This window comes from Micromonospora olivasterospora, from assembly GCF_007830265.1.
In the GTDB taxonomy this organism is placed as follows: Bacteria; Actinomycetota; Actinomycetes; order Mycobacteriales; family Micromonosporaceae; genus Micromonospora; species Micromonospora olivasterospora.
The window spans coordinates 5,648,976-5,675,352 of sequence record NZ_VLKE01000001.1; the positions used below are offsets into that span (position 1 = coordinate 5,648,976).

Genomic DNA, 26,377 nt, shown 5'->3' on the forward strand with positions numbered 1-26,377 from the left:
GAGCTCGGGTCGGTCGGTGTCGCGGCCGGACTGCTTCTCGGCAGAGATGCGCCGGCAGCCAGCGGCGGTGAGCGCGTCGAGCTGGCGTTCGAGCTTCTGTCCGCCGGGTTGTCGGGGTACTCGTTGGAGTGCAGAGGTGAGTACGGCTGATCTTGCAGAGGTCAGGTGTCGTGGTGGGCGCCTTGTTCGTCACGGTGGGTTGCGTCTTGCAGGCGCAGGCGGGTGAGGCCGAGCATGTCGATCAGCCATCCGGGTCCGCCGGTGATGCCGCGGGCGCGTAGGAGGGTGTCGACCTCGTGGTGGGTCGCCGGAGTGGTGCGGGCGAGGAAGTCCTCGCAGATCTGGAGCAGGAGTTGCAGCAGGTCGCCGCGGTTGGTGTCGCTGGTGGCTGCGGGGTCGTCCGGGGTGGCCGGGGTGGGCATCAGGCGACGTTCTCGATGGCGGTGAGGCGGTTCTTGAGTCGGTAGCTGGGGCCGTTGATGGGGACGACGTCGCAGTGGTGCAGGAGCCGGTCGAGGATGGCGGTGGCCAGGACCTCGTCGCCGAAGACTTGGCCCCATTCGCCGAAGCCTTTGTTCGAGGTCAGCAGGGTGGAGCCCTTCTCGTAGCGTTTCGAGATCACTTGGAAGACGAGGTTGGCCTCGGGTCGTTCGAGGGGTTGGTAGCCCACTTCGTCGATGACCAGGACGGTGGGGCGTAGGTAGGTTTGCAGCTTGCGGGCCAGGCGGCCGATCGCGTCGGCGGCGGTGAGGTGGCGGACCATGTCGTCGAGGGTGGTGAAGTAGACGGTGAATCCGGCTCGGCAGGCGGCGACCGCGAGGGACACGGCGATGTGGGTCTTGCCGACGCCGGGTGGGCCGAGGAGAGCGACGTTGGCCTTGGCCTGCACGAATGCGAGGGTCGCGAGGTCACGGACCTTGCGGGGGTCCAGGTCGGGTTGGAAGCTGAAGTCGTAGTCGTCGAGGGTCTTGTGGTGCGGCAGCTTCGACAGGCGTAGCCCGGCGCGGAAGCGGCGTTCGTCGCGGACGGCGAGTTCCTCTTCCAGGACGAGGTCGAGGAACTCCAGGTAGCCCATGGCTTCGGTGTCGGCCCGGCCGGTGAGTTCCCGCAGCGTCTTGGCCAGGTGAGGCAGGCCGAGTTTGGTGGCGCTGGCGTGGATGCGGTTGGTGACCAGCTCACTCACTTCGAGACGTCCTTCAGGTGTGGGCGGTTGGTGAACGGGCTGGCCGCAGCGATCTGCTCATAGACCGACAGCGGCCGGGCCTCGACGGCGATCTGGGCGGCGGCGGCCCGGTTGAGCAGGGCTTGCAGCGGCCCCTGGCCGCCGTCGTGACGGGCCGGTCGGCGTGCGGTCGACTGCCCGCTGTCGGGGTCGCCGATGGTGACGGCCCGGGTGTGTCCGTCGGGCAGACCGTCCCAGTGGCTCTCGTCGACCACGCGGGCGCCGCGGCCCACGGCCCGCTGGTGCGTGGCCAGCAGCGTGGTGCCGTCCAGACCGGGCACGATGGCGTGAATAGTGATCGTGGCGGCGGTCGCCCGAATCTCCACGAGTTGGCGGTGGCGGACCCGTCGGGCCGGCACGGAGTAGAGGTTGCCGGCGTAGGCGACCAGGCAGTCCTTGCCGACGTGCCGCAGATGCCGGTCGGCGACCACATACGGCCGGGCGGGGATCGGTCGCAGCGCGGCGTGGTCGCGGACCGCCCGCACGCCGATGATCTCGCCGTGGGTGCGATGCCTTACGGCCCGCCGCTGTGGCACCCAGGCCATGAACGTGGCGTCGAGTTCGGCCAGCGACGAGAACGCCCGCCCGGCCAGGACATGATCGCGGATGATGGTGACCTGCCGTTCGACCCGCCCTTTGCCGGTCGGCCGATAGGCGGCCAGCACATCGATGTCGAAGTCGTAGTGCCCGGCGAACGCGACCGCTTCCGGGTGCAGCGGCACCGCCTGGCCCGGGGCGACATGCCGGCGGACCACGGTCTTGGTCCGGTCGTAGACGATCGCCCCGGGAACCCCGCCGAAGTGCGCGAACGCCCGCCGGTGACACTCCCAGAACGCGGCCAGGTCCTGGCTGGTGGTGAAACAGCAGAACGGGTCCCGCGAGTACGACAGCACCATGTGAAACGAGTACACCTTCGGGATCCCGACATGGGCCAGGATGCCGCCTTCGTCGCCCCAGTCCACCTGCGCCTGGGCGCCCGGAACGACCTCGAACCGGCGGTGCAGCCCGGCCAGCTGATCCGGACTGATCCCCAACTCCGCAGCGATCCGCGGCCGGGCCTGCTGCAGATACAGCTTCACCCGCTGATAGTTGCCGGTGAACCCGTACTGCTCGACAAGGCGTTCATGGATCACCGTGCCCTTGAGCAGCAACTCCGCCCGCAGCCACGCATCGACCACGTGCGCGAACACGTCGATCAACTGCCCCCGAGCCGGCCGCGCCCGAACCGGCGGCACCACCTCGCCGCTACCAGCAGCCAGGTACTTCTTCACCGTCCGCCAGTTCAGGCCCGTCTCACGAGCGATCTCCGAGACACTCGCACCAGCCTCGTGCAACGCCCGGAACCGGCGCACATCCAGCCACCGCTGCTCATCCATCGCTCCCATCGCCAGCCGCCCCACGTCTGCCCGATCACGACCCGAGCAGCCTCACCCTCAGTCACCCGCTGACGACGGACAAACAGTGCGCACCTCTGCAAGATCAGCTGTACTTAGCTCTGCACTCCAGGCCGTACCCCGACACCGGTGGAGACGCGGGCGTAGCCGATGCGGATGTTGGTGAGCACCGCCGGTTCGGCGGCGAGGAGTTCGGTGGGTTTCAGCGCACCCGTCATGACCGCGATCTTCTCAGAAAACGGTCCTTGGGCTGTTGTTGAACGCGCTGGTTTTTGAAGCAGTTTTGAAGGCAGATCAGGCGGTTTCGAGGCCGATCGGATGATCTTCAAGAAACGATGGTTTGTTGAAGATGTAGAACGTGGCGGCAGGTGGCGGCCCGGTTGGCCACCAGGTCATTGGCCGAGCATTTGACGCCCTTGGGGGATTTTCTCGTTGCTGGTGGTGATGTCGCGGCTGGTGGCCCGCCGGTAGTTTCCGGACCGGAAACAACGCCAACGCTGGTCAAGGACGTGATGGATATCCAAGTTCCCTGGCGTTCGTACGGGGCCGCGATCAGGGCTGGCGTTGTTTTCGGTCCGGAAACTACGGCGAGGCCACTGGCATCAGCCACGTCGGCGAGCAGCCGCGTACCGGCATGGCCGACCACACCCCGCCCGTCACCGCTGACAACAACCCTCGGACGCGTTCCGGTAGCCTTCACCCAGCAAGTGCCTTCCGTGACGGGCGATCTGGACCTTTGACAAGTCAGATCATCCCAGATCAGAAGGCACTTCTTCTTTCAAGATCCGCGATGCGGACAGGCCTTACCGAAGGCCCGAGGCTAAGGGCTCGCAGATCAACAACACGCAGATTCGGACTCTGGGAGGCGCTGTTGTGGTATGCACCTTGCTGGACCTGTGCAAACTGGCGATGAGTATCGAGTGTGCGAGCAGTCCACCGAAGGGCAGCTCCGCAGTTCGCGGACGGCTACCACAAGCAACTCAGCCGGACCCGAAATCTGCGTGTTAATGATCTGCGAGCCCTAAAGATCAACTAAACGATCCCCGGTGACATGAGCCGTTAGGAAACCCCCGGGTCCGGCCCCTGCCAGGTGGCCCAGGCGCCGAGGTTCCCGCTGCCGTCGCCGGCCTGATTGCGTGGCTGGCCGGGGTCGGTGGACATCCCAGCACCGTGGGCGGTCACATCACTGTCGGGATCCGGCCACCCCGGTTCCGTCCACCCCGCCGGTCCCTCCTCCATCGGCCAGGCCGACGCGGCCGGCCCCGCCGGCCAGGCTGACGCGGTGGGGGCGTCCGGGGCGTCCAGCGGCCAGGGCAGCCAGGGCAGGCCCGTGTCCGCCGGCGGGGCAGGTGCCGGCCCGGGCATCGGTGACTGAGGTGCCGGTTCCTGCATGCCCGGTCCGGGCGGGAACGACTGTGTCCCTGGGAACTGGCTGGGCTGGTCGCCGCTGGGCGGCGACCACGGTGTCGGGCCGGGCGGGGCCTGCGGCCAGGTCGGATCCATCGGTTGCGGCCCGGGGTAGAGTCCCGTGCCCACGGCCGTGGGCGGGCCGACCCACGCCACCGGATGGAGCGGATCAAACAGATCGAGGGCTGGGTCCTCCTGCCAGGTGGCCCAGGCGCCGAGGTTCCCGCCGTCGCCGGCCTGATCATCGATGCGCGGCTGGCCGAAGTCGGTGGACATCCCAGCACCGTGGGTGGTCACATCAATGCCGGACACCGGCCCCGCCGGCCCCGCCGGCCCCTCCTCCACCGTCCAAGCCGGCGCGGCCGGCCCCGCCGGCCAGGCCGACGCCGTGAGGGCGTCCAGTGGCCCGGGCGGCCCTGAGAGCCCGGGCAGACCCGTGCCCGCTGGCGGGGCAGGTACCGGCCCGGGCATCGGCGACGTATCCCCGTGGTTCAGCCGGGACAGATCCTCACTACCCTGCGGGCGGCCCGGTTCGGGGGCAGGGCCCGGCACCGGTGCTTGCCGGGGCTGACCCGGATCGCTCACCCCGTACCGCGCCGCCACACCACGGTGTGCTTCCTGGACCATCTGCAGCAGACCACTGTCGCGTAATGCCACGATCCGGCGATGCACCGTCGTCTGCGATGTGGATGTCGCCGCGGTGAGGTCTGACAGGCTGGCGGTGATGGTCCCGTCGGCGGCCATATGGTTGATCAGGGCGTTCCACAACTGCGGCAGCTGTTCCCGCTGCTGTGTTGTGGTGGCGATGTGGTCGGCGTGCTGGTTGAACAGCGTCCGGGCATCATTCCGGTTGCGTACCCACTGGCTGCCTTCGGGAAGGTCCGGCAATGGTGCTTGCCGGGGCTGACCCGGATCGGTCACCCTGTACCGCGCCGCCACACCACGGCGTGCTTCCCGGACCAGCTGCAGCAGACCACTGTCGCGTAATGCCACGATCCGGTCATGCACCGTCGGCTGCGGTGTGGATGTCGCCTCGGCGAGGTCTGACTCGCTGACGGTGATGGTCCCGTCGTCGCCCATATGGTTGATCAGGGCGTTCCACAACTGCGGCAGCTGTTCCCGCTGCTGTGTTGTGGTGGCGATGTGGTCGGCGTGCTGGTCGAACAGCGTCTGGGCATCATTCCGGTTGCGCACCCACCGGCTGCCCGCGGGAAGGTCCGGCAACGGTGCTTGCCGGGGCTGACCCGGATCGGTCACCCTGTACCGCGCCGCCACACCAGGGCGTGCTTCCTGGACCAGCTGCAGCAGACCGCGGTCGCGCAATACCACGATCCGGTTATGCACCGTCGGCTGCGATGTGGATGTCGCCTCGGCGAGGTCTCGCTCGGTGACGGTGATGGTCCCGTCGTCGTCCATATGGTTGATCAGGGCGTTCCACAACTTCAGCAGCTGATCCACCCGCTGCTGTGTTGTGGTGGCGATGTGGTCGGCGTGCTGGTCGACCAGCGTCTGGGCATCATTCCGGTTGCGCACCCACCGGCTGCCCGCGGGAAGGTCCGGCAACAGTGCTTGCCGGGGCTGACCCGGATCGGTCACCCCGTACCGCGCCGCCACACCACGGCGTGCTTCCTGGACCAGCTGCAGCAGACCACGGTCGCGCAATACCACGATCCGTTTATGCACCGTCTGCTGCGGTGTGGATGTCGCTGCGGCGAGGGCTGACTCGGTGACGGTGATGGTCCCGTCGTCGCCCATATGGTTGATCAGGGCGTTCCACAGCTTCGGCAGCTGTTCCTGCTGCTGTGTTGTGGTGGCGATGTGGTCGGCGTGCTGGTTGAACAGCGTCCGGGCATCATTCCGGTTGCGCACCCACTGGCTGCCCGCGGCGGGTTGGGGTTGGGGTTGGGGTTGGTCGGGGTGCAGCGGGGCGGTGGTGGTGGGTGGCTCGTCGGCCGGGTGATGGGGGGTGTCGCCGGCGTGGACAGTGCCGGCGTCGGTGCTGGTCACCGCCGGGGAGGGCGCGAGGGATGGTTGCCAGTCCATGTCCGGCCCCTGCCAGGTGGCCCAGTCGCCGAGGTTCCCGCTGCCCTCGCCGGCCTGATCGCGCGGCTGGCCGGGGTCGGTGGACATCCCAGCACCGTGGGCGGTCACATCAATGCCGGAAACCGGCCACCCCGGTTCCGTCCACCCCGCCGGTCCCTCCTCCATCGGCCAGGCCGACGCGGCCGGCCCCGCCGGCCAGGCCGACGCGGTGGGGGCGTCCGGGTCGTCCAGCGGCCAGGGCAGCCCGGGCAGCCCCGTGCCCGCCGGCGGGGCAGGTACCGGCCCGGGCATCGGTGACTGAGGTGCCGGTTCCTGCATGCCCGGTCCGGGCGGGAACGACTGTGTCCCTGGGAACTGGCTGGGCTGGTCGCCGCTGGGCGGCGACCACGGTGTCGGGCCGGGCGGGGCCTGCGGCCAGGTCGGATCCATCGGTTGCGGCCCGGGGTAGAGTCCCGTGCCCACGGCCGTGGGCGGGCCGACCCACGCCACCGGATGGAGCGGATCAAACAGATCGAGGGCTGGGTCCTCCTGCCAGGTGGCCCAGGCGCCGAGGTTCCCGCCGTCGCCGGCCTGATCATCGATGCGCGGCTGGCCGGGGTCGGTGGACATCGCAGCACCGTGGGCGGTCACATCAATGCCGGAAACCGGCCCCGCCGACCCCGCCCCCTCCACCGTCCAGGCCGGCCCCGCCGGCCAGGCCGACGCCGTGAGGGCGTCCGGGGCGTCCAGCGGCCCGGGCGGCCCTGAGAGCCCGGGCAGACCCGTGCCCGCTGGCGGGGCAGGTACCGGCCCGGGCATCGGCGACGTATCCCCGTGGTTCAGCCGGGACGGATCCTCACTACCCTGCGGGCGGCCCGGTTCGGGGGCAGGGCCCGGCACCGGTGCTTGCCGGGGCTGACCCGGATCGCTCACCCCGTACCGCGCCGCCACACCAGGGCGTGCTTCCTGGACCAGCTGCAGCAGACCACTGTCGCGCAGTACCCCGATCCGGTAATGCACCGTCGGCTGCGGTGTGGATGTCGCCGCGGCGAGGTCTCGCTCGCTGGCGGTGATGGTCCCGTCGGCGCCCATATGGTTGATCAGGGCGTTCCACAACTGCCGCAGCGGTTCCCGCTGCTGTGTTGTGGTGGCGATGTGGTCGGCGTGCTGGTCGAACAGCGTCCGGGCATCATTCCGGTTGCGCACCCACTGGCTGCCCGCGGGAAGGGCCGGCAACGGTGCATGCCGGGGCTGACCCGGATCGGTCACCCCGTACCGCGCCGCCACACCACCGTGTGCTTCCTGGACCAGCTGCAGCAGACCACGGTCGCGTAATACCACGATCCGGGCATGCACCGTCTGCCGCGATGTGGATGTCGCCGCGGCGAGGGCTGACTCGCTGACGGTGATGATCCCGTCGGCGCCCATATGGTTGATCAGGGCGTTCCACAACTGCCGCAGCGGTTCCCGCTGCTGTGTTGTGGTGGCGATGTGGTCGGCGTGCTGGTCGAACAGCGTCCGGGCATCATTCCGGTTGCGCACCCACTGGCTGCCTTCGGGAAGGTCCGGCAATGGTGCTTGCCGGGGCTGACCCGGATCGGTCACCCCGTACCGCGCCGCCACACCAGGGCGTGCTTCCTGGACCAGCTGCAGCAGACCACGGTCGCGCAATACCACGATCCGTTTATGCACCGTCTGCTGCGGTGTGGATGTCGCCACGGCGAGGGCTGACTCGGTGACGGTGATGATCCCGTCGTCGCCCATATGGTTGATCAGGGCGTTCCACAACTTCAGCAGCTGATCCACCCGCTGCTGTGTTGTGGTGGCGATGTGGTCGGCGTGCTGGTCGAACAGCGTCCGGGCATCATTCCGGTTGCGCACCCACCGGCTGCCCGCGGCGGGTTGGGGTTGGGGTTGGTCGGGGTGCGGCGAGGCGGGGGTGGTGGGTGGCTGGTCGGCCGGGTGATGGGGGGTGTCGCCGGCGTGGACAGTGCCGGCGTCGGTGCGGGTCACCGCCGGGGAGTGCGCGGGGGATGGTTGCCAGTCCATGTCCGGCCCCTGCCAGGTGGCCCAGTCGCCGAGGTTCCCGCTGCCGTCGCCGGCCTGATCGCGCGGCTGGCCGGGGTCGGTGGACATCCCAGCACCGTGGGTGGTCACATCAATGTCGGAAACCGGCCACCCCGGTTCCGTCCACCCCACCGTCCAGGCCGGCGCGGCCGGCCCCGCCGGCCAGGCCGACGCGGTGGGGGCGTCCGGGTCGTCCAGCGGCCCGGGCAGCCAGGGCAGCCAGGGCAGACCCGTGCCTGCCGGCGGGGCAGGTGCCAGCCCGGGCATCGGCAGCGTATCCCAGTCGTCCAGCCAGGACAGGTCCTCACCCTGCGGGCGGTCCGGTCCGAGGGCAGGGCCCGGCACCGGCAATTCCGCCTCTGGATCCCGCGACGGGCCCCACATCCACTGGGCCGCGGACGCCGGGCCAGGACCGGACGGGTCGCCGTCTTGCGCTGGATCGGGTGACTGCCCGTGTGAGGTGTTGCCGGCCCACCGGTGCCGGCCGCCGGCGGCGGCGAAGTCTTGCTGGTCCGGCCAGCGGACGCCGGGTTCCTGGCCGTTGTCGATGATGTCCGCGGTCCGTACCGCCTCCACCAGGTCCGGTCCGAACAACTCCACCGAGGCGTCCGAGAACAACACCGACCGTACCGGCTCGTCCACGTGTGGCCGCAGCTCGCCGGGTATCTGGTCCACCTCGTGCGTGGACGACATCAGCCGCCGGGCGCGCAGCCGGGTGCGCAGCCATTCACCGAAGGAGGTGGCCTGTCCCGGTGCCTGCCATGCCGCGTCGCACCAGACCAGCATGATGTCGGGTGTGTCGCCGCCGCGCTGTCGCGCCTGCGCGACGGCGTGTTGCCAGGCGGGCGAGGCGGTGAGCATCCGGAGGAACAAGGCCTGACGCACGGGATCGTCGGCCAGCCGCTCGGCCAGGTTCCGGTGCCCGGCGATGGTGAACCATCCCCGTACCCGCGGCAGCGCCTGCGCCGCCGTGCGGTCCGCCGCCGCCGCGTCCGGATCCGCCGCCGCCGGGTCTGCGAAGTACACGCCGCTGAACGTGTCCGCCATGACGATGTCCCTGGACACCTCGAACAGTCGGGGCAGGACCCCGTCCGGCGACGCCGTCTGGATACCGAGGTCCGCGGCGAGGCGGCGCAGCTGAGCGTCGCTGGCACGGCCGTAGCCGCCGCTGGCGAGCTCGTGGATTCGTTGCCCGGCCGGCCCGGTAGCCGCGACGGCCGGCTCGCCGAGACCGGCAGAGTCGGCACCGACCGGTTCGTCCAGCACCGACACGTCACTGATCGAACCCGTGTCCCCGAAACCGGTCGAATCCGTGTCTCTGGAGCCGAGATCGGGGCTGAACACCGCATCGCTTGCCACGGACACGTCACTGACCGAGGCCGTATCACTGACGCTGTCGTAGATCGGCGTGGCGTCAACGCGGAAGGCAGCGCCGCCCGGCTCCGTACTGCGGGCGCTGGCCGTGTCCGGAGTGCCCGGCATGCCGGGCGTGCTGCCGCCGGCCTGCGTGAGCACCTGATGGTATCCATCCACCCAGTCCCCTCGGAACAGTTCGGCGAGGGTGTCGTGACCGGCCAGGTCGACACCGTAGCGGTGGGCCAGGGCGGTGAACTGCTTTTCTGCCAGGCTGGCCGCGGCTGCGGTGTGCTGCTCGACAGTCACCGACACTGCCGGCGCGCCGGTACGCCAGCTTGCCGGGGCGTCCGCCGGGAACGGGATGGCGTGCGGTGCGGTGATGTCGGCAATGGTCGCAGCCGAGAAACGGGCGGGCAGGTCGGTGACCGCCTGCCGGACCACGTCCGCCACGGCACTGACCCGCGCGGCGTCGGGACCGGCCACCACAGCGGGCAGCACAGCGGGCAGCACGGCGGGCAGCACTGCGGGGGCACCGAGGATCGCATCGAGGCTTCGGTCCACCCAGTTCCGCGTTTCCCTCTCGACCACCTCGACCGCCGCGGCGGACGGCACCCCCGCCCCGGCACCTGCCGGCACGCCCGCGCCCGACGACGTGCCAGCGCCTCCCGGTGTGCCAGCGGCCGACGACGTGCCGGGGCCCGACGACGTGCCGGGGCCTGTCGGTGCGCCCGTGCCTGTCGGCGTGCCCGCGCCTGTGGGTAGGCCGGCGGCGAGGTACTGGTCGATGTGGTGTTGGACGGCCAGGTGCGCCAGCGAGCGCAACGCCTGCCGGTCGAACTCCGCCGGCAGCCCGGCGACCACCTGCTCCGACCGCACCCCGGCCGGGAACTGCCCACCCGCGGACGCCAACGCCTCGACCATCCGGGCCACCGCCCGCTGCCGAACACCCGTCAGAAACCCCTCGGTGAGCGCGGCAGCGGGCAGACCGACCGCGGACAGGAAACCCGCAACAGCCCGATCACCCCGCCGGGCGTCGACCCACCCGGCGAAAACCCCCTCGACCGGCACGGCGAGCGCGGCCATGCTCTCGCCCGCCCGAGCCACCCCGGCCAGCAACCCACCGTAACGATCCACCAGATCCTGCTGGAACTGTCGCCACCGCTCGACCACCGGCCCACCCGCTGCCGCGACCCACGCCGGCACCGGCGCAACCGGCACCGACAGGCTCGGCACCGACCACGACGGCACCGACAGGTCCAGGCGCGGCGCGGGCAGGTCCAGACTCGGCGCGGGCATGTTCGATGCCGGCAGCGCAGGCGGGGGCGGCGGGGACTGCCCGCCGTCCACCACAGGCTTCGGATCATCGACCCCAGCCCGGTACCCCTTGAATGTGTCCCCACCAACCGGTGTCGGCCCCACCGGCAGGACCGGCCTACCATCCCACGTGAAGTCGGGGCGAGGCATCTGCACCCGGGGCTGCATCATGGCGCGACTCACGACGATCCCGAGGCCGCTCGCGGCCGCCCCGCCCGTCCCCGACAGCGCCCCGGACAGAAGATCGGCACCGAGATTGCCGGTGTCGTAGTACCCGTCGACCATCAGGCTGGCACCGATACCGAAGATTCCCTCCGTGCCGGTCTCCAACACCGGCCGCGTCAACAGATCGGTCAACAGCATTCTGGTGCTGTCCGACACGCCGAGTTTGCCGACCGCGCCGGCGACAACGCCAGCGACCTTGCCCAACGCCGGCCCGCCCACCGTGCTCAGGAACGCCACCGCCCCCGCGAACGCCGCCTGCTTACCGACCGCCGACCAGTTCACCCCCGACTGCAGACCGTCGGTCATCATCGACACCTGCGCCAACAACGCAGAACCCGGCATCGTCAGCATCTGCATCGCCGTGCTACTCGCCGCCGACCGCACCAACGCCGAACGCAGGACCACCTGAATGATCGTCCGCGCCTCCGCCAGGTGCGCCGCCGCCCCCACCGGATTCCACCACCACATCGCGGCGGCGGCGGCGAACTCGGCCTGCATGAAGGAGAACATCGCCACCGTCGTACGCTTGCCGGCCTCCGTCTCCAGGAAGAACTTCTTCTCCGCCTCCACCACGGCGAGCATCAGATCGGCCGTCTCGGCCATCTTCCCCACGAACGGAACGGTCTGCGCCACGAACCGGTCGAAGGCCTCACCCTCCCCCGCCTGCCGGACCGCCCTGACCGTCTGCTCCAGCAACGGACCCAGCACCGCACGCACCCGACCCGCCAGCATCTCCAGCGTGCCGATGTCATCCCACAACAACGGCAACCTCGCCCGGGACACCCGCACCCCGGTGAACCCTTCCAAAGCCCGCAACGAACTCTCACTGAGCTCAACAGTCGAAAAAGCGGCGGCGACCAACGCGCAACGCTCCTTCCCCGCTCCCGAACCAAGGACACCCAGTCCGGATCAGCCAGCCCCGCAGGCCGCCCACCCCAGCCCCCGACCACCTCGCCGGCGACAACCTCACCACCCCGTCGCCCACCCGCCGGCCAAAACCCCCAACACCTCACCCCACCCGGCCGACGCCCACCACCACCGACAGTGTTGATCGCCGATAGCCACGCACCCCTCACCGCAAAGTGACGGTAGTCGACACCGGCGACACCAGCCATCCCCACCCACACGTGCGCCACCCCACACCCACACCCCACGCCGGGCCCCGGCGGGGCCTCACCCCGACCCGAGCCAACCCGCAGCGGTACTCCGAGGCGTCGGGGCCCGTCATGCCAGCCCTCCGCGAAACCGGCGCGCTCACCCGCGCCGCCCACCTCACCTGGTGGTCGGTGCCACGCCCCAGAGCCACGGGTAGGGCGGCCGCCAGGGATGGTGGTTCCGCAAGCTCAGGCGCCTCGCTCCTCACACGGCCGGGGCGGAACCAGGACGGCAACGGGCCCGGGCTGGTAACACCGCAGTGGTCCTGACGGTTGCCGAACGGGTTCGGACATCCGCGCGCGGCTCGTTGACGAGCACCAGGGCGCGTCGGTCTGGGCGTGCCCTGGTGCTCGGCCTGCTGGCGGCCTCCGGCCGGCATCGGCCGACACAGCACCGGGAACAGGCCGAACCCGCGAACCCATAAGACGTGCGAACCAGCCCCCGCCGCGTGCCCGTAATGCGCCTTTCGATGCTTACCTGTGTGCCGCGCGGTCGCCGCCCCGCGCGGGGCGCTAGGGCGTGTCTCGTGGATCTTCGGGGCGGGTTTTGGTAGATAGATTGGCGTGTCTCGACGACATGAGTTGACCGATGACGAGTGGGCGCTTCTGGCGCCGTTGCTGCCAGCGGATCCGCCGCGTGGGGGCCGATGGCGTGACCATCGGACGACGGTCTCGGGGATCTTGTATCGGGAACGTACCGGGATTCCGTGGCGTGACCTGCCGGAGCGGTTCGGTCCGTGGAAGACGGTCTACCAGCGCAAACGCAGGTGGGCGATGGACGGCACCTGGTCGCGGATCTGCGCGGCGTTGCGGATCGACTGCGACGCCGAGGAAGGCGACGAGTGGACGGTCGGGGTGGACACCTCCTCGATCCGGGCGCACCAGCACCAGCACGCGGCGGATGCGCGGCACGCCCCGGCGGCTGATCACCCGAAAAGGGGGAAGCCGCCAGGGACGAAAAGGGCGGAAGGGAAGCCCTCGGCCGGTCCCGTGGCGGGTTGACCACCAAGCTGCGCCTGGCCGCTGACCGGCGTTGCCGTCCGATCGCCCGGCACACCACGTGCGGGCAGCGGGCCGACTGTACCGGCTTCACGCAGGTCATGGCCGCTATCCGGATTCCCCGCCGGGTCGGCCGGCCGCGTACCCGTCCCGGGCATGTCCTGGCTGACAAGGCGTACAGCTCGAAGGCTATCCGTTCTCACTTACGCCGCCGCGGCATCAAGGCCACGATCCCGATCAAGGCCGATCAGGCGGCCAACCGTCGCGAGAAGGGATCCCGCGGCGGCCGGCCACCGAACTTCGACCGGGAGCGCTACAAGCAGCGCAACACCGCTGAGCGGGCGTTCAACAAGCTCAAGCAGTTCCGGGCGGTCGCGACCAGGTACGACAAGCGCGACTACATGTACCGGGCCACCGTCGACATCGCCACGATGAAGATCTGGCTACGTGACCTCGCCCAAGATCGACGAGACACGGCCTAGCGGCAAGGCCGGGTAGTTAGGCGGCGGGCGTGGCTGTCAAGCCGATGGGCCCGGGGGCGGTAAAAGCAACGGAACTCCGGTAGAACTGGCGGTCGACCAAGATCCACCGTTTCTGCCCGGGAGTTCCGTTGCCGGATCATTCTGCCCTGTCCCGCACTGTGGCCGCCATCACCCGCACTGTCCGGGTCGCGGCGGGAGTGTTCGCCCCGGGCCATCTCGGGGAACTCACCTCGATCGTGCCCTTTGAACTCGTCGATGCGGTGCTGGCCGAGACCGGTACGGTGCAGGCAAGACTACGGAACCTGCCGTCCCGGGTCGGGGTGTACTTCGTGCTGGCGATGTGCCTGTTCCCGGAGGTCGGCTACCGGCGGGTCTGGGCCAAGATGATCGCCGGGCTGGTGGGGCTGGTCGTGGTCGTCCCATCGGGTAAAGGGCTACGTGACCTGCGCCGCCGCGTCGGTCCCGCTCCGGTGAAGGCCCTCTTCGAGGTCCTCGCCGGGCCTCTCGCGCAGCCACACACTCCCGGGGTGCGGTTCGGCCGCTATCGCACGGTGTCCTTCGACGGTTGTACCTCCCAACGCACCGCCGACACCGCCCGCAACCGTGCCTGGCTCGGCAAACGCACCGGAAACGGCTACCCGGCGGTGGAGTTGATGACGCTGGTCGAGACCGGCACCCGCGGCATGCTCGGTGCGGTGTTCGGACCGACCGCCGAGGGCGAGACCAGCTACGCCAGCAAACTGCTGCATCTGCTGGATGCCGGCATGCTCGTGCTGTGGGACAAGGGCTTCGACTCCAACATGTTCCTGACCGCGGTCGCCGGCACCGGCGCCCAATTCCTGGGCCGGCTGCGCGGCAACCGCCGCCTGCCGGTCCTGGCCCGCCTCGACGACGGCTCATACCTGAGCGTCCTCAACCACGTCCCCGTCCGGGTCATCGACGCCACCGTCACCGTCACCTGCGCCGACGCCACCACCTACACCGGCGTCTACCGCCTCGTCACCTCCCTGCGCGACCCCCGCCGGCACCCGGCCACCGCCTGGTCGAGCTCTATCACCAGCGCTGGGAACACGAATCGGCGTACTACGCCCTGCGCCACACCATCCTGCACGGACGAATCCTGCGCTCCGGCGACCCGACCGGCATCCAGCAGGAACTGTGGGCACTGCTGACCGTCTACCAGGCGCTGCGCACCGCGATGGTCCACGCCACCGAAACCCGGCCCGGGACCGACCCCGACCGGGCCAGCTTCACCATCGCCCTGCACACCGCCCGGGAACAACTCACCAACGCCGCCGACGTCCTGCCCGAGAACACCGACCTCACCGGCGCTATCGGCCGCGCCGTCCTCGCTGAACTCCTCCCACCACGCCGAGCACGCACCAGCACCCGCCGCGTCAAATCACCACTGTCCCGCTACGCCAAACACCCACCCGGCAGACCCACCACCAACCAGAAGATCACCAACCTCGCCATCACCATCCACGACGACACCACCGAACCACTCCCACCACCCACACCATCCCCACCCCGCAAACCCCGCAAACCCCGCTTGACAGCAGCCGCAACGCCCTAACTACCCGGCCTTGGGCCTAGCGGCGAACTGCCCATCGACATCCAGGTCCTCTACCCCGGCCAGAACACCTCCTACGAGACCCTGAACAGCCTCAACGCCCAGCAACTCGGCTGACTGCATGCGTCTTGATCGCGATATTGGCCTGGCCGTAGCTTCCAGCCCGAAATCAACGGCAACGCTGGTCAACCGGCTCTCGGCACGAGCAGCACTGCTGTCCTGCGGCACCCTGCTCTGACCAGCGTTGTCGTTGATTTTTCCTGTTTACTACTACTCCGGGAGGCCACCACGGCGCGCAGCGCGTCGAGGCTGACCACCTGTGATGGCCGGTAGCGTGCGGCCGCCCAGGTGGGACTTGCCGAACCCCGGCCGCGCCGATAAGCACGACCAGCGCCGGCCCGTCCAGGCCGGCGATCACCTCCGCTTCCCTTGGGCCTGGTCGAGCTGGGCGTGGAGTCGGGCGGCTTCGGCGCGGGCGTCCTGGGCGGCTTGCTCGGCGGCCCGCCGGTCGGTGTGGAGCTGGTCGACCTGGCGGCGCACCTCGGCCAGGGCGGCCCGCTCGGCGCGCAGGTCGGCTTCGACGTCGCGGCGGGCCGTCTCGGCCTCGGCCAGGGCGGTGCGGGCGGTGTCCCGTTCGGCGGCGGCCGCCGCGGCCACGGTGGTGGCCTGCTCGGCGCGCTGCTCGGCGGTGGCGCGGGCGGCATCGGTGGCGCGGGCCTGCGCCTGCGTGTCGGCCAGGTCCCGGCGCAGGGCGGTGTTCTGCTCGGCCTGGTCGGCGGCGCGAGCCTCGGCGGTGTCGGCGCGGCCGGTCGCGGCGGCCAGGTCGACGCACAGCTGCTCGATGGTGGTGCGGGCGGTGTCGAGCTGGGCGCGCAGGTCGGCCACCTCGCCGGCGAGACGCACGCCCTCGGCGCGGGCGGCGTCGCGCTCGGCGGTGACCGCGTCGGCGGTCGCCTCGGCCCGGTCCGCGCGGCCTGCTCGGCCCGGCCGGTCTTCTCCGCGGCGCGGAGTTCACCGGTGAGGGTCTTGACCTCGGCGCGGGCCGTGGCTCTGTTGTACGGCGTGGCACCGACCACCAGTTGAGGTGGGCGGCGCGGGTGAGCGCGCCGGTTTCGCGGAGGGCTGGCATGACGGGCCCCGACGCCTCGGAGTACCGCTGCGGGTTGGCTCGGGTCGGGGTGAGGCCCCGCCGGGGCCCGGCGTGGGGTGTGGGTGTGGGGTGGCGCACGTGTGGGTGGGGATGGCTGGTGTCGCCGGTGTCGACTACCGTCACTTTGCGGTGAGGGGTGCGTGGCTATCGGCGATCAACACTGTCGGTGGTGGTGGGCGTCGGCCGGGTGGGGTGAGGTGTTGGGGGTTTTGGCCGGCGGGTGGGCGACGGGGTGGTGAGGTTGTCGCCGGCGAGGTGGTCGGGGGCTGGGGTGGGCGGCCTGCGGGGCTGGCTGATCCGGACTGGGTGTCCTTGGTTCGGGAGCGGGGAAGGAGCGTTGCGCGTTGGTCGCCGCCGCTTTTTCGACTGTTGAGCTCAGTGAGAGTTCGTTGCGGGCTTTGGAAGGGTTCACCGGGGTGCGGGTGTCCCGGGCGAGGTTGCCGTTGTTGTGGGATGACATCGGCACGCTGGAGATGCTGGCGCATCGGGTGCGTACGGTGCTGGGTCCGTTGCTGGAGCAGACGGTCAGGGCGGTCCGGCAGGCGGGGGAGGGTGAGGCCTTCGACCGGTTCGTGGCGCAGACCGCTCCGTTCGTGGGGAAGATGGCCGAGACGGCCGATCTGATGCTCGCCGTGGTGGAGGCGGAGAAGAAGTTCTTCCTGGAGACGGAGACCGGCAAGCGTACGACGGTGGCGATGTTCTCCTTCATGCAGGCCGAGTTCGCCGCCGCCGCCGCGATGTGGTGGTGGAATCCGGTGGGGGCGGCGGCGCACGTCGCCCAGGCGCGGACGATCATCCAGGTGGTCCTGCGGTCGGCGTTGGTGCGGTCGGCGGCGAGTAGCACGGCGATGCAGATGCTGACGATGCCGGGTTCCGCGCTGCTGGCCGAGGTGTCGATGATGACCGACGGTCTGCAGTCGGGGGTGAACTGGTCGGCGGTCGGTAAGCAGGCGGCGTACGCGGGGGCGGTGGCGTTCCTGAGCACGGTGGGCGGGCCGGCGTTGGGCAAGGCCGCTGGCGCGGTCGCCGCCGCGGTCGGCAAACTCGGCCTGTCGGACAGCACCAGAATGCTGTTGACCGATCTGTTGACGCGGCCGGTGTTGGAGACCGGCACGGAGGGAATTTTCGGTATCGGTGCCAGCCTGATGGTCGATGGGTACTACGACACCGGCAATCTCGGTGCGGAATTTCTGTCCGGGGCGCTGTCGGGGGCGGGCGGGGCGGCCGCGAGCGGGCTCGGGCTCGTCGTGAGTCGCGCCATGAATGGGCCCCGGGTGCAGATGCCTCGCCCCGACTTCACGTGGGACGGTAGGCCGGTCCTGCCGGTGGGGCCGACACCGGTTGGTGGGGACACATTCACGGGGTACCGGACTGCAGCCGACGATCCGAAGGCTGTGGGTGCCGGCGGGCAGGCCCCGCCGCCCACCCCGCCGCCGCCGCTGCCGCTGCCGGGGTTGAACATGCCCGCGCCGCGCCTGGACCTGTCGGTGCCGTCGTGGTCGGTGCCGAGCCTGTCGGTGCCGGTTGCGCCGGCGCCGCAGTGGGTCGCGGCAGCGGGTGGGCCGGTGGTCGAGCAGTGGCATCGGTTCCAGCAGGATCTGGTGGACCGTTACGGTGGGTTGCTGGCCGGGGTGGCTCAGGCGGGCGAGAGCATGGCCGCGCTCGCCATACCGATCGAGGGGGTTTTCGCCGAGTGGGTCGACGCCCGGCGGGGTGATCGGGTTGTTGCGGGTTTCCTGTCCGCGGTCGGTTTGCCCGCTGCCGCGCTGACCGAGGGGTATCTGACGGGTGTCCGGGAGCGGGCGGCGGCCCGGATGGCCGAGGCGTTGGCGTCCGCGGGTGGGCAGTTCCCGGCCGAGGTGTGGTCGGAGCAGGTGGTCGCCGGGCTGCCGGCGGAGTTCGACCTGGAGGCGTTGCGCGCGATCGCGCACCTGGCCGTCCAACACCACATCGACCAGTACCTCGCCGCCGGCCTACCGACGGCCGCTGGCACGTCGTGGGCCGTTGGCACGCCGACAGGTGCCGGCGTGCCGGCAGGTGCCGGGGCGGCGGTGCCGTCCGCCGCCGCGATCGAGGCGGTCAAGAGCGCCGTGCGGGACCGGGTGGACCGAAGCCTCAATGCGATCCTCGGTGCCCCCGCCGTCCTGCCGGCCGTGCTGCCCGCTGTGGTGGCCGGTCCCGACGCCGCGCAGGTGAGCGCCGTGGCGAACGTGGTCCGGCAGGCGGTCACCGACCTGCCCGCCCGTTTCTCGGCCGCGGCCATCCCCGGCGCCACCGCACCGGCCGCCAACTGGGCTACCGTCGGCGTTGCAGAAAGCGGGCGCGCCGGCGCGCCGACCGTGCCGATAACGCTCGAGCAGCACACCGCAGCAGCGACCAGCCAGGCAGTAGAGCAGTTCACCGGCCTGGCCCACCAGTACGGCGTCAAGCCGGCCCGCCATGACCCCCTCGCCGAATCCTTCCAACGGGACTGGGTCAACGGATACCACCAGGTCCTCGCCCAGGCCGCCGGCAGCGTCACCCCCGGCACGCCCGGCACGCCCGGCACGCCCGGCACGCCCGGCACGGCTGGGACGCCGGAGGCGGCCGGCGTCCGTAGCATGGTGCCGGCTGGCGCTGCCTCCCGCGCCGATGACACGCCGATCCACCACAACGCCACCGCCAACGCCAACGCCAGCGGCCGTGACAGTGACATGTCTGTCGCCAGCGATGACGTGTTCAGCAACCTCGACACCAGCGACACAATGTCGATCAGTGACGTGTCCTCGCCGGACGAGTCGCTTGGTGGGGTGCCGGGTAAGCACGGTCTCAGCGACGCGGCTTCGTCGCGGGATGAACCGGTCAGTGGCGGCCCCGGCAGACACGGCGAGCCGGCTGTCGCGGCAACCGGGCAGGCCGTTGCGGCAACTGGGCAGGCGGTCGGGATGTTCGAGTCCGGGCAGCGGGTCGCTAACTGGGCCGCTGCGGAGCAGGTACGTCCCGGCAGCGGTGACCTGTGGTGGTGCGTGGCGGCCACTCTCGATGTGTTCCACACCGTGTACAAGCGGCTGGGCAACCGGGCGGTGTTCGACGACCGGATCATCGGACCGGACGGCCGGCTCTCGCCCACCATGGGCTGGCCGCAACTGATGGAGATCCTCGACGCGGTACCCGAGCGTGTCGCCCACCCCGACGGGGTCGCGGGAGAGGACGTGCTGGCCGCGTTGCGGGCGGTGCCGGGGTCGATGGTGGTGGTCAGGGCCGCGCCACCGAACGAACCGCAGCACGTGTTCGCCCTCCACAGCCAGCCACAAAGATCCGGGCCGCCGAGGATCCGGGTGCGGGACCCTCTGCTGCCCGGCGCCGTCGACCGACCCGAGCCGGACGACCCGATACGTGACCCGTGGCTGCGGCACCTGTTCGCATCCAGCACCCGGGTGGCCGCGTTCGACGGGAACGGGCGGCCCGCCACCATCACCGATCTCCTCGGCCAGACCGCCCGCCACCCGCGGCCGACAACCACGACCGGCACCGACACCAGCGCGTTCCTGCTCGCCTCCACCAGCACACCACGCGGCCCGTCCCACGCCATGCGGGCAGACACCACCGCCCCCGACCCGGCCGACTCCCCCAACTCCGATCCACTGGTGGACCCGGCCGATCTGCTCTATCTGCTTGTTGAGGCCGTGGGCACGGAACCCGACCCCGAGCCGCAACCGATGGATCCGCGCAAGGACGACCCGTCTGGTACCGGCCCGGTGTCCGGTGATCAGGAATTCCAGAACGTACGGGACCCGGATCTTGACGGGATGGATCTGGGCACATCACACCTCGACGACGAGTGGGAGCCGCCGCGGAACACCGGACAGGTCGAGTCCCCGTACTGGGTGAGCGATCCGGGTCAGCCCCAACAAGCACCGTTGCCCGACCCTCCCGAGGGCAGCCAGTGGGTGCTCAACAAGAAGGACGCCCGGACGCTGTTCGCCCAGCACGCCAACCACATCGCCACCACAACACGGCAGCAGCCGGAGAATCTGCAGGAGTTGTGGAACGCCCTGATCCACCGTATGGAAAAAAACGGGACCATCACCGCCAGCCAGCCGGCCCTCGCCGAGGCGACAAACACAGCGCTGTCGACGGTAAGTAAGCGGATCAAGATATTGCTCGACAGTGGTCTGCTGCAGCTGGTCCAGAAAGCTCACGGCGGTCGCGGGGTGACGCAGTACAGGGTGAGCGATCCGGGTCAGCCCCAACAAGCACCGTTGCCGGACCCTCCTGCGGGCAGCCAGTGGGTGCTCAACAAGAAGGACGCCCGGACGCTGTTCGCCCAGCACGCCGACGACATCGCCACCACAACACGGCAGCGGGATGGTCTGCGGGAGTTGTGGAACGCCCTGATCCGCCTTATGGACGACGCCGGGATCATCACCGTCACCCTGAGAGCCCTCGGCAAGGCGACAACCCCCTCCACGGACCCGAGAACGGTGCAGGACCGGATCGGGGTATTGCTCCGCAGTGGTCTGCTGCGGCTGGTCCGGGAAGGTCACGGTGGCGTGGCGGCGCGGTACGGGGTGAGCGCTCCGGTTCAGCCCCGGCAAGCACCACTGCCGGGCCCTGCCCTCGGACCGGACCGCCCGCAGGGTGAGGACCTGTCCTGGCTGGACCAGGGGGCTACGGTGCCGATGTCCGGGCTGGTACCTGCCTCGCCGTCGGGCACGGGTCTGCCAGGGCTGCCCGGGCCGTTGGACGACCCGGACGCCCCCACCGCGTCGTCCTGGCCGGCGGGGTGGGCGGAACCGGGGTGGCCGGTACCCGGCATGGGCGTGACCGACGGGCACGGTGCGGCGATCTCCACCGACTTCGACCAGCCGGGCATCGACGATCAGGCCGGCGACGGCGGGAACCTCGGCGACTGGGCCGGCGACGGCGGGAACCTCGGCGACTGGGCCACCTACCAGGGGCCGGACATGGACTGGCAGCCATCCCTCGCGTCCTGGCCAGCGGTGGCCCGCACCGACGCCGGCACTGTCCACGCCGGCGACACCCCCCATCACCCGGCCGACGAGCCACCCACCACGCCCGCCTCGCCGCACCCCGACCAACCCCAACCCCAACCCACTGCGGACAGCCGGCGGGTGCGCGACCCGGGCGAGGCCCGGGCGCTGTTCGACCAGCACGCCGGCCACATCGCCACCACAACGCGGCAGCGGGAACCGCTGCGGCAGTTGTGGAACGCCCTGATCGACCGGATGGACGACAACGGGATCATCACCGCCAGCGAGCCAGACCTCGCCGAGGCGACATCCACACCGCAGCCGACGGTGCATCGCCGGATCGGGGTATTGCGCGACCGTGGTCTGCTGCAGCGGGTCCAGGAAGGTCACGCTGGCGTGGCGGCGCGGTACGGGGTGAGCGATCCGGGTCAGCCCCGGCAAGCACCGCTGCCGGCCCCTCCCGAGGGCACCCGGTGGCTGCGCGACCCGGATGGGGCCCGGGCGCTGTTCGACCAGCACGCCGGCCACATCGCCACCACAACACCGCAGCGGGAACAGCTGCGGCAGTTGTGGAACGCCCTGATCGACCGGATGGACGACAACGGGATCATCACCGCCAGCCTGTCAGACCTCGTCGAGGCGACATCCACACCGCGGCCGACGGTGCAGGCCCGGATCGGGGTATTGCGCGACCGTGGTCTGCTGCAGCTGGTCCGGGAAGGTCGCGGTGGCGGGGCGGCGCGGTACGGGGTGAGCGATCCGGGTCAGCCCCGGCAAGCACCGCTGCCGGCCCCTCCCGAGGGCAGCCAGTGGCTGCGCGATCCGGGCGAGGCCTGGGCGCTGTTCGACCAGCACGCCGGCCACATCGCCACCACAACACGGCAGCGGGAACCGCTGCGGCAGTTGTGGAACGCCCTGATCGACCGGATGGACGACAACGGGATCATCACCGCCAGCCTGTCAGACCTCGTCGAGGCGACATCCACATCGCGGCGGACGGTGCGTGGCCGGATCGGGGTATTGCGCGACAGTGGTCTGCTGCAGCTGGTGCAGGAAGGTCGCGGTGGCGGGGCGGCGCGGTACGGGGTGAGCGCTCCGGTTCAGCCCCGGCAAGCACCACTGCCGGGCCCTGCCCTCGGACCGGACCGCCCGCAGGGTGAGGACCTGTCCTGGCTGGACCAGGGGGCTACGGTGCCGATGTCCGGGCTGGTACCTGCCTCGCCGGCGGGCACGGATCTGCCAGGGCTGCCCGGGCCGTTGGACGACCCGGACGCCCCCACCGCGTCGTCCTGGCCGGCGGGGTGGGCGGAACCGGGGTGGCCGGTACCCGGCATGGGCGTGACCGACGGGCACGGTGCGGCGATCTCCACCGACTTCGACCAGCCGCGCATCGACGATCAGGCCGGCGAGGGCAGCGGGAACCTCGGCGACTGGGCCGGCGAGGGCAGCGGGAACCTCGGCGACTGGGCCGGCGACGGCGGGAACCTCGGCGACTGGGCCACCTACCAGGGGCCGGACATGGACTGGCAGCCATCCCTCGCGTCCTGGCCAGCGGTGGCCCGCACCGACGCCGGCACTGTCCACGCCGGCGACACCCCCATCACCCGGCCGACGAGCCACCCACCACGCCCGCCTCGCCGCACCCCGACCAACCCCAACCCCAACCCACTGCGGACAGCCGGCGGGTGCGCGACCCGGGCGAGGCCCGGGCGCTGTTCGACCAGCACGCCGGCCACATCGCCACCACAACACGGCAGCGGGAACCGCTGCGGCAGTTGTGGAACGCCCTGATCGACCGGATGGACGACAACGGGATCATCACCGCCAGCCTGTCAGCCCTCGCCGAGGCGACATCCACACCGCAGCCGACGGTGCGTCACCGGATCGGGGTATTGCGCGACCGTGGTCTGCTGCAGCGGGTCCAGGAAGGTCACGCTGGCGTGGCGGCGCGGTACGGGGTGAGCGATCCGGGCCAGCCCCGGCAAGCACCGCTGCCGGCCCCTCCCGAGGGCAGCCAGTGGCTGCGCGACCCGGGCGAGGCCCGGGCGCTGTTCGACCAGCACGCCGGCCACATCGCCACCACAACACCGCAGCCGGAACAGCTGTGGCAGTTGTGGAACGCCCTGATCGACCGGATGGACGACAACGGGATCATCACCGCCAGCGAGCCAGACCTCGCCGAGGCGACATCCACCCCGCAGCGGACGGTGCGTGCCCGGATCGGGGTATTGCGCGACCGTGGTCTGCTGCAGCGGGTCCAGGGAGGTCGCGGTCGCGTGGCGGCGCGGTACGGGGTGAGCGATCCGGGTCAGCCCCGGCAAGCACCGCTGCCGGCCCCTCCCGAGGGCAGCCAGTGGCTGCGCGACCCGGGCGAGGCCCGGGCGCTGTTCGACCAGCACGCCGGCCACATCGCCACCACAACACCGCAGCCGGAACAGCTGTGGCAGTTGTGGAACGCCCTGATCGACCGGATGGACGACAACGGGATCATCACCGCCAGCGAGCCAGCCCTCGCCGAGGCGACATCCACACCGCAGCAGACGGTGCATGCCCGGATCGGGGTATTGCGCGACCGTGCTCTGCTGCAGCTGGTCCAGGAAGCACACGGTCGCGTGGCGGCGCGGTACGGGGTGAGCGATCCGGGTCAGCCCCGGCAAGCACCGCTGCCGGCCCCTCCCGAGGGCAGCCAGTGGCTGCGCGACCCGGGCGAGGCCCGGGCGCTGTTCGACCAGCACGCCGGCCACATCGCCACCACAACACGGCAGCCGGAACAGCTGCGGCAGTTGTGGAACGCCCTGATCGACCGGATGGACGACAACGGGATCATCACCGCCAGCGAGCCAGCCCTCGCCGAGGCGACATCCACACCGCGGCCGACGGTGCGTCACCGGATCGGGGTATTGCGCGACCGTGGTCTGCTGCAGCTGGTCCAGGAAGCACACGGTCGTGTGGCGGCGCGGTACGGGGTGAGCGATCCGGGTCAGCCCCGGCAAGCACCACTGCCGGGCCCTGCCCTCGGACCGGACCGCCCGCAGGGTGAGGACCTGTCCTGGCTGGACCACGGGGCTACGGTGCCGATGCCCGGGCCGGCACCTGCCCCGCCAGCGGGCACGGGTCTGCCAGGGCTGCCCGGGCCGTTCGACCCGGACGCCCTCACCGCGTCGTCCTGGCAGGCGGGGTGGGCGGAACCGGGGTGGCCGGTACCCGGCATGGGCGTGACCGACGGGCACGGTGCTGCGATCTCCACCGACTTCGACCAGCCGGGCATCGACGATCAGGCCAGCGACGGCGGGAACCTCGGCGACTGGGCCACCTATAAGGTGGACCCAGCCGGTTCGCTCGATGTGGACCCGGCCGATCTGCTCTATCTGCTTGAGGCCGTGGGCACGGAACCCGACCCCGGGCCGCAACCGATGGATCCGCCCCGGCCGCAGGCCCCGCCCGGCCCGACATCGTGGTCGCAGCTCAGCGGCGACCAGCCCAGCCAGTCCCCCGGGACTCAGTAGTTCCCGCCCGGACCGGGCGTGCAGGACTCGGCACCTCAGATCGCGCGGCCTGCCGGTCCGGGCGGCTGACCGCCCCGGCGGGCCTGTCCGCGTGGACAGCTCCGAGACCAGATCCAGTACATGCTTCTGGCAATCGGCCAGGGTCGCCCCGGCTGCGTTTGCCGAAAGGGCCTCGCCGTAGTTTCCGGACCGAAAACAACGCCAGCCCCGTACGAACGCCAGGGAACTTGGATATCCATCACGTCCTTGACCAGCGTTGGCGTTGTTTTCGGTCCGGAAACTACCGGCGGGCCACCAGCCGCGACATCACCACCAGCAACGAGAAAATCACCCAAGGGCGTCAAATGCTCGGCCAATGACCTGGTGGCCAACCGGGCCGGCACCTGCTGCCGCCACTTCTACATCTTCAACAAACCATCGTTTCTGGAACAGCCCCTAATACTGCAACGGCGGGTCGTGACTTATGGCGGTTCGAGTCGTTTGCGGTAGTGGGCGGCTCGGGCTTGTTCCTGGCGTAGGCGGCGGAAGTTGGACCAGTGCAGGATGTGGCTGGCGTGGTGGCGGATGGTCAGGACGAGGTGGGCGAACAGGTGGCGGATCTCGTTGCTGCTCAGCGGGATCAGGGCGCCCTCGCTGCCGGTGGTGCCCCCTTTGCGGCTTCGCGGGCGCGGGTGACGACGAGGAACGCGGCAGCGGCCATGGCCAGGGTGATGTGGCCGTACCAGGCGTCGTAGCGGCGGACCTGGTACTGGTCCAGGCCGACCTCGTTCTTCGCGGTCTGGAACGATTCCTCCACCGACCAACGGCTACCGGCGACCCGCACGAGTTCCCGCAGTCGGATGCCGCGGGGGCCGAAGCAGACGTAGTAGGCGATGTCGCTAGGGTCGCTGATCGAGCGTCGGGCCAGGACCCAGCCGCGGCGGCCGTGGGCGAAGGTGCGGCGGATCGGCACCCGGGCCCAGTCGTAGCGGCGTGGTCCGTGCGCGCCATCGCCGCACGACAGCCGCTGCCACGCGCCCGCACGTACTCTGGCGATCAGCTCATCGACGCGGGTGGTGGTATGCAGCCCGGAGGGCACCTCGTCGTCGCATCGGGTGGCCATCACATACGCGATGTCCTGCTCCTCCAGCCAGCCCCGCAGGCCGGGGTTCTGCCCGTAGGCCTCGTCGGCGGTGAACCACGAAAACGGCACCCCGGCGGTGATCGCCCGCTCCAGCATGGCCCGAGCCTGCTGCGGCTTCGTGGCGAACTCGACCTCGTCCGGGATCGCCGCCGCTCGGCACCGGTCCCGGTCGCCGGTCCACGACTTGGGCAGGTACAACTCCCGGTCGATCAACGCCCGGCCCCGACTCGTGGCGTAGCACAGGAACGTGCCGATCTGGCAGTTCTCCGTCTTGCCCGCCGTGCCTGAATACTGCCGTTGGACCCCCGCCGAGGCGCGGCCTTATGACGAGCCGACGGTTATGCCGTGGTCGGTGCGGATGCCGTGTTGTTCGGCGGTTGTTTGGCCTTCGACCGCGGCATAACCGTTGG

Annotated in this window: 11 protein-coding genes and 2 pseudogenes; 5 read left to right on the forward strand and 8 right to left on the reverse strand. The window is 70.5% G+C overall.

What is annotated here, in order from left to right; genetic code table 11:
- Positions 1-33: 33 nt before the first annotated feature.
- The 6 genes and pseudogenes from JD77_RS34160 to JD77_RS25945 all read right to left on the reverse strand — a co-directional run.
- A pseudogene (locus tag JD77_RS34160) lies at positions 34-165 on the reverse strand (hypothetical protein); the annotation flags it as partial.
- Positions 162-422, reverse strand: a complete 261-nt coding sequence (locus tag JD77_RS25920; RefSeq protein WP_145776557.1) for a hypothetical protein — start codon at positions 420-422, stop codon at positions 162-164. The pseudogene JD77_RS34160 and the gene JD77_RS25920, both read right to left, overlap by 4 nt.
- Complete coding sequence (istB, locus tag JD77_RS25925) at positions 422-1,183, reverse strand: IS21-like element helper ATPase IstB (protein WP_013289162.1); 762 nt, start codon at positions 1,181-1,183, stop codon at positions 422-424. Before istB ends, JD77_RS25920 begins: the two co-directional genes overlap by 1 nt.
- The gene (gene istA, locus JD77_RS25930; protein WP_145776558.1) at positions 1,180-2,598 is read right to left on the reverse strand and encodes an IS21 family transposase; all 1,419 of its coding nucleotides are present in this window, start codon (positions 2,596-2,598) and stop codon (positions 1,180-1,182) included. The genes istB and istA overlap by 4 nt, the downstream gene beginning before the upstream one ends.
- 113 nt (positions 2,599-2,711) lie before the next feature.
- Entirely contained in the window at positions 2,712-2,834 is a 123-nt protein-coding gene (locus JD77_RS34850) for a hypothetical protein (RefSeq protein WP_281292124.1), read from the reverse strand.
- 841 nt (positions 2,835-3,675) lie between these two features.
- Entirely contained in the window at positions 3,676-11,823 is an 8,148-nt protein-coding gene (locus JD77_RS25945; RefSeq protein WP_145776560.1) for a winged helix-turn-helix domain-containing protein, read from the reverse strand.
- A 902-nt stretch (positions 11,824-12,725) separates the two neighbouring features.
- On the opposite strand from JD77_RS25945, the gene JD77_RS25950 reads away from it, so the two are divergent.
- The 3 genes from JD77_RS25950 to JD77_RS25960 all read left to right on the forward strand — a co-directional run bounded on the left by JD77_RS25950 (position 12,726) and on the right by JD77_RS25960 (position 15,218).
- Positions 12,726-13,642, forward strand: a protein-coding gene (locus tag JD77_RS25950; protein WP_425463576.1) for an IS5 family transposase whose coding sequence is annotated in 2 segments (ribosomal slippage) — positions 12,726-13,130 and positions 13,133-13,642 — 915 coding nt in all. Because the reading frame shifts where the segments join, the coding sequence is not laid out codon by codon here.
- A gap of 128 nt (positions 13,643-13,770) precedes the next feature.
- Positions 13,771-14,814, forward strand: a complete 1,044-nt coding sequence (locus JD77_RS25955) for a transposase domain-containing protein (RefSeq protein WP_170286513.1) — start codon at positions 13,771-13,773, stop codon at positions 14,812-14,814.
- A 26-nt stretch (positions 14,815-14,840) separates the two neighbouring features.
- Positions 14,841-15,218, forward strand: coding sequence for a hypothetical protein (locus JD77_RS25960; protein WP_145776072.1), 378 nt, complete (start codon positions 14,841-14,843; stop codon positions 15,216-15,218).
- A gap of 411 nt (positions 15,219-15,629) precedes the next feature.
- Here JD77_RS25960 and JD77_RS25965 read toward each other — a convergent pair whose 3' ends face one another.
- Positions 15,630-16,118 (reverse strand): hypothetical protein, encoded by a 489-nt coding sequence (locus JD77_RS25965; RefSeq protein ID WP_145776561.1) that lies wholly within the window; start codon positions 16,116-16,118, stop codon positions 15,630-15,632.
- A gap of 636 nt (positions 16,119-16,754) precedes the next feature.
- On the opposite strand from JD77_RS25965, the gene JD77_RS25970 reads away from it, so the two are divergent.
- Together JD77_RS25970 and JD77_RS25975 are read left to right on the forward strand one after the other, a co-directional pair.
- Complete coding sequence (locus JD77_RS25970; protein WP_145776562.1) at positions 16,755-23,129, forward strand: winged helix-turn-helix domain-containing protein; 6,375 nt, start codon at positions 16,755-16,757, stop codon at positions 23,127-23,129.
- On the forward strand, positions 23,024-24,844 hold the full coding sequence (locus tag JD77_RS25975; protein ID WP_145776563.1) for a winged helix-turn-helix domain-containing protein: 1,821 nt from the start codon (positions 23,024-23,026) through the stop codon (positions 24,842-24,844). The genes JD77_RS25970 and JD77_RS25975 overlap by 106 nt, the downstream gene beginning before the upstream one ends.
- 619 nt (positions 24,845-25,463) lie before the next feature.
- Here the strand turns inward: JD77_RS25975 and JD77_RS25980 are convergent.
- Positions 25,464-26,288 (reverse strand): annotated as a pseudogene (locus JD77_RS25980) (IS701 family transposase); the annotation flags it as partial.
- Positions 26,289-26,377 lie beyond the last annotated feature (89 nt).

Coding starts and splice junctions, on each gene's coding strand:
- JD77_RS34850 (WP_281292124.1), bottom strand. CDS start 2,834: ATGACGGGTGCGCTGAAACCCACCGAACTCCTCGCCGCCGAACCGGCG.
- JD77_RS25920 (WP_145776557.1), bottom strand. CDS start 422: ATGCCCACCCCGGCCACCCCGGACGACCCCGCAGCCACCAGCGACACC.
- istA (WP_145776558.1), bottom strand. CDS start 2,598: ATGGATGAGCAGCGGTGGCTGGATGTGCGCCGGTTCCGGGCGTTGCAC.
- JD77_RS25960 (WP_145776072.1), top strand. CDS start 14,841: ATGGTCCACGCCACCGAAACCCGGCCCGGGACCGACCCCGACCGGGCC.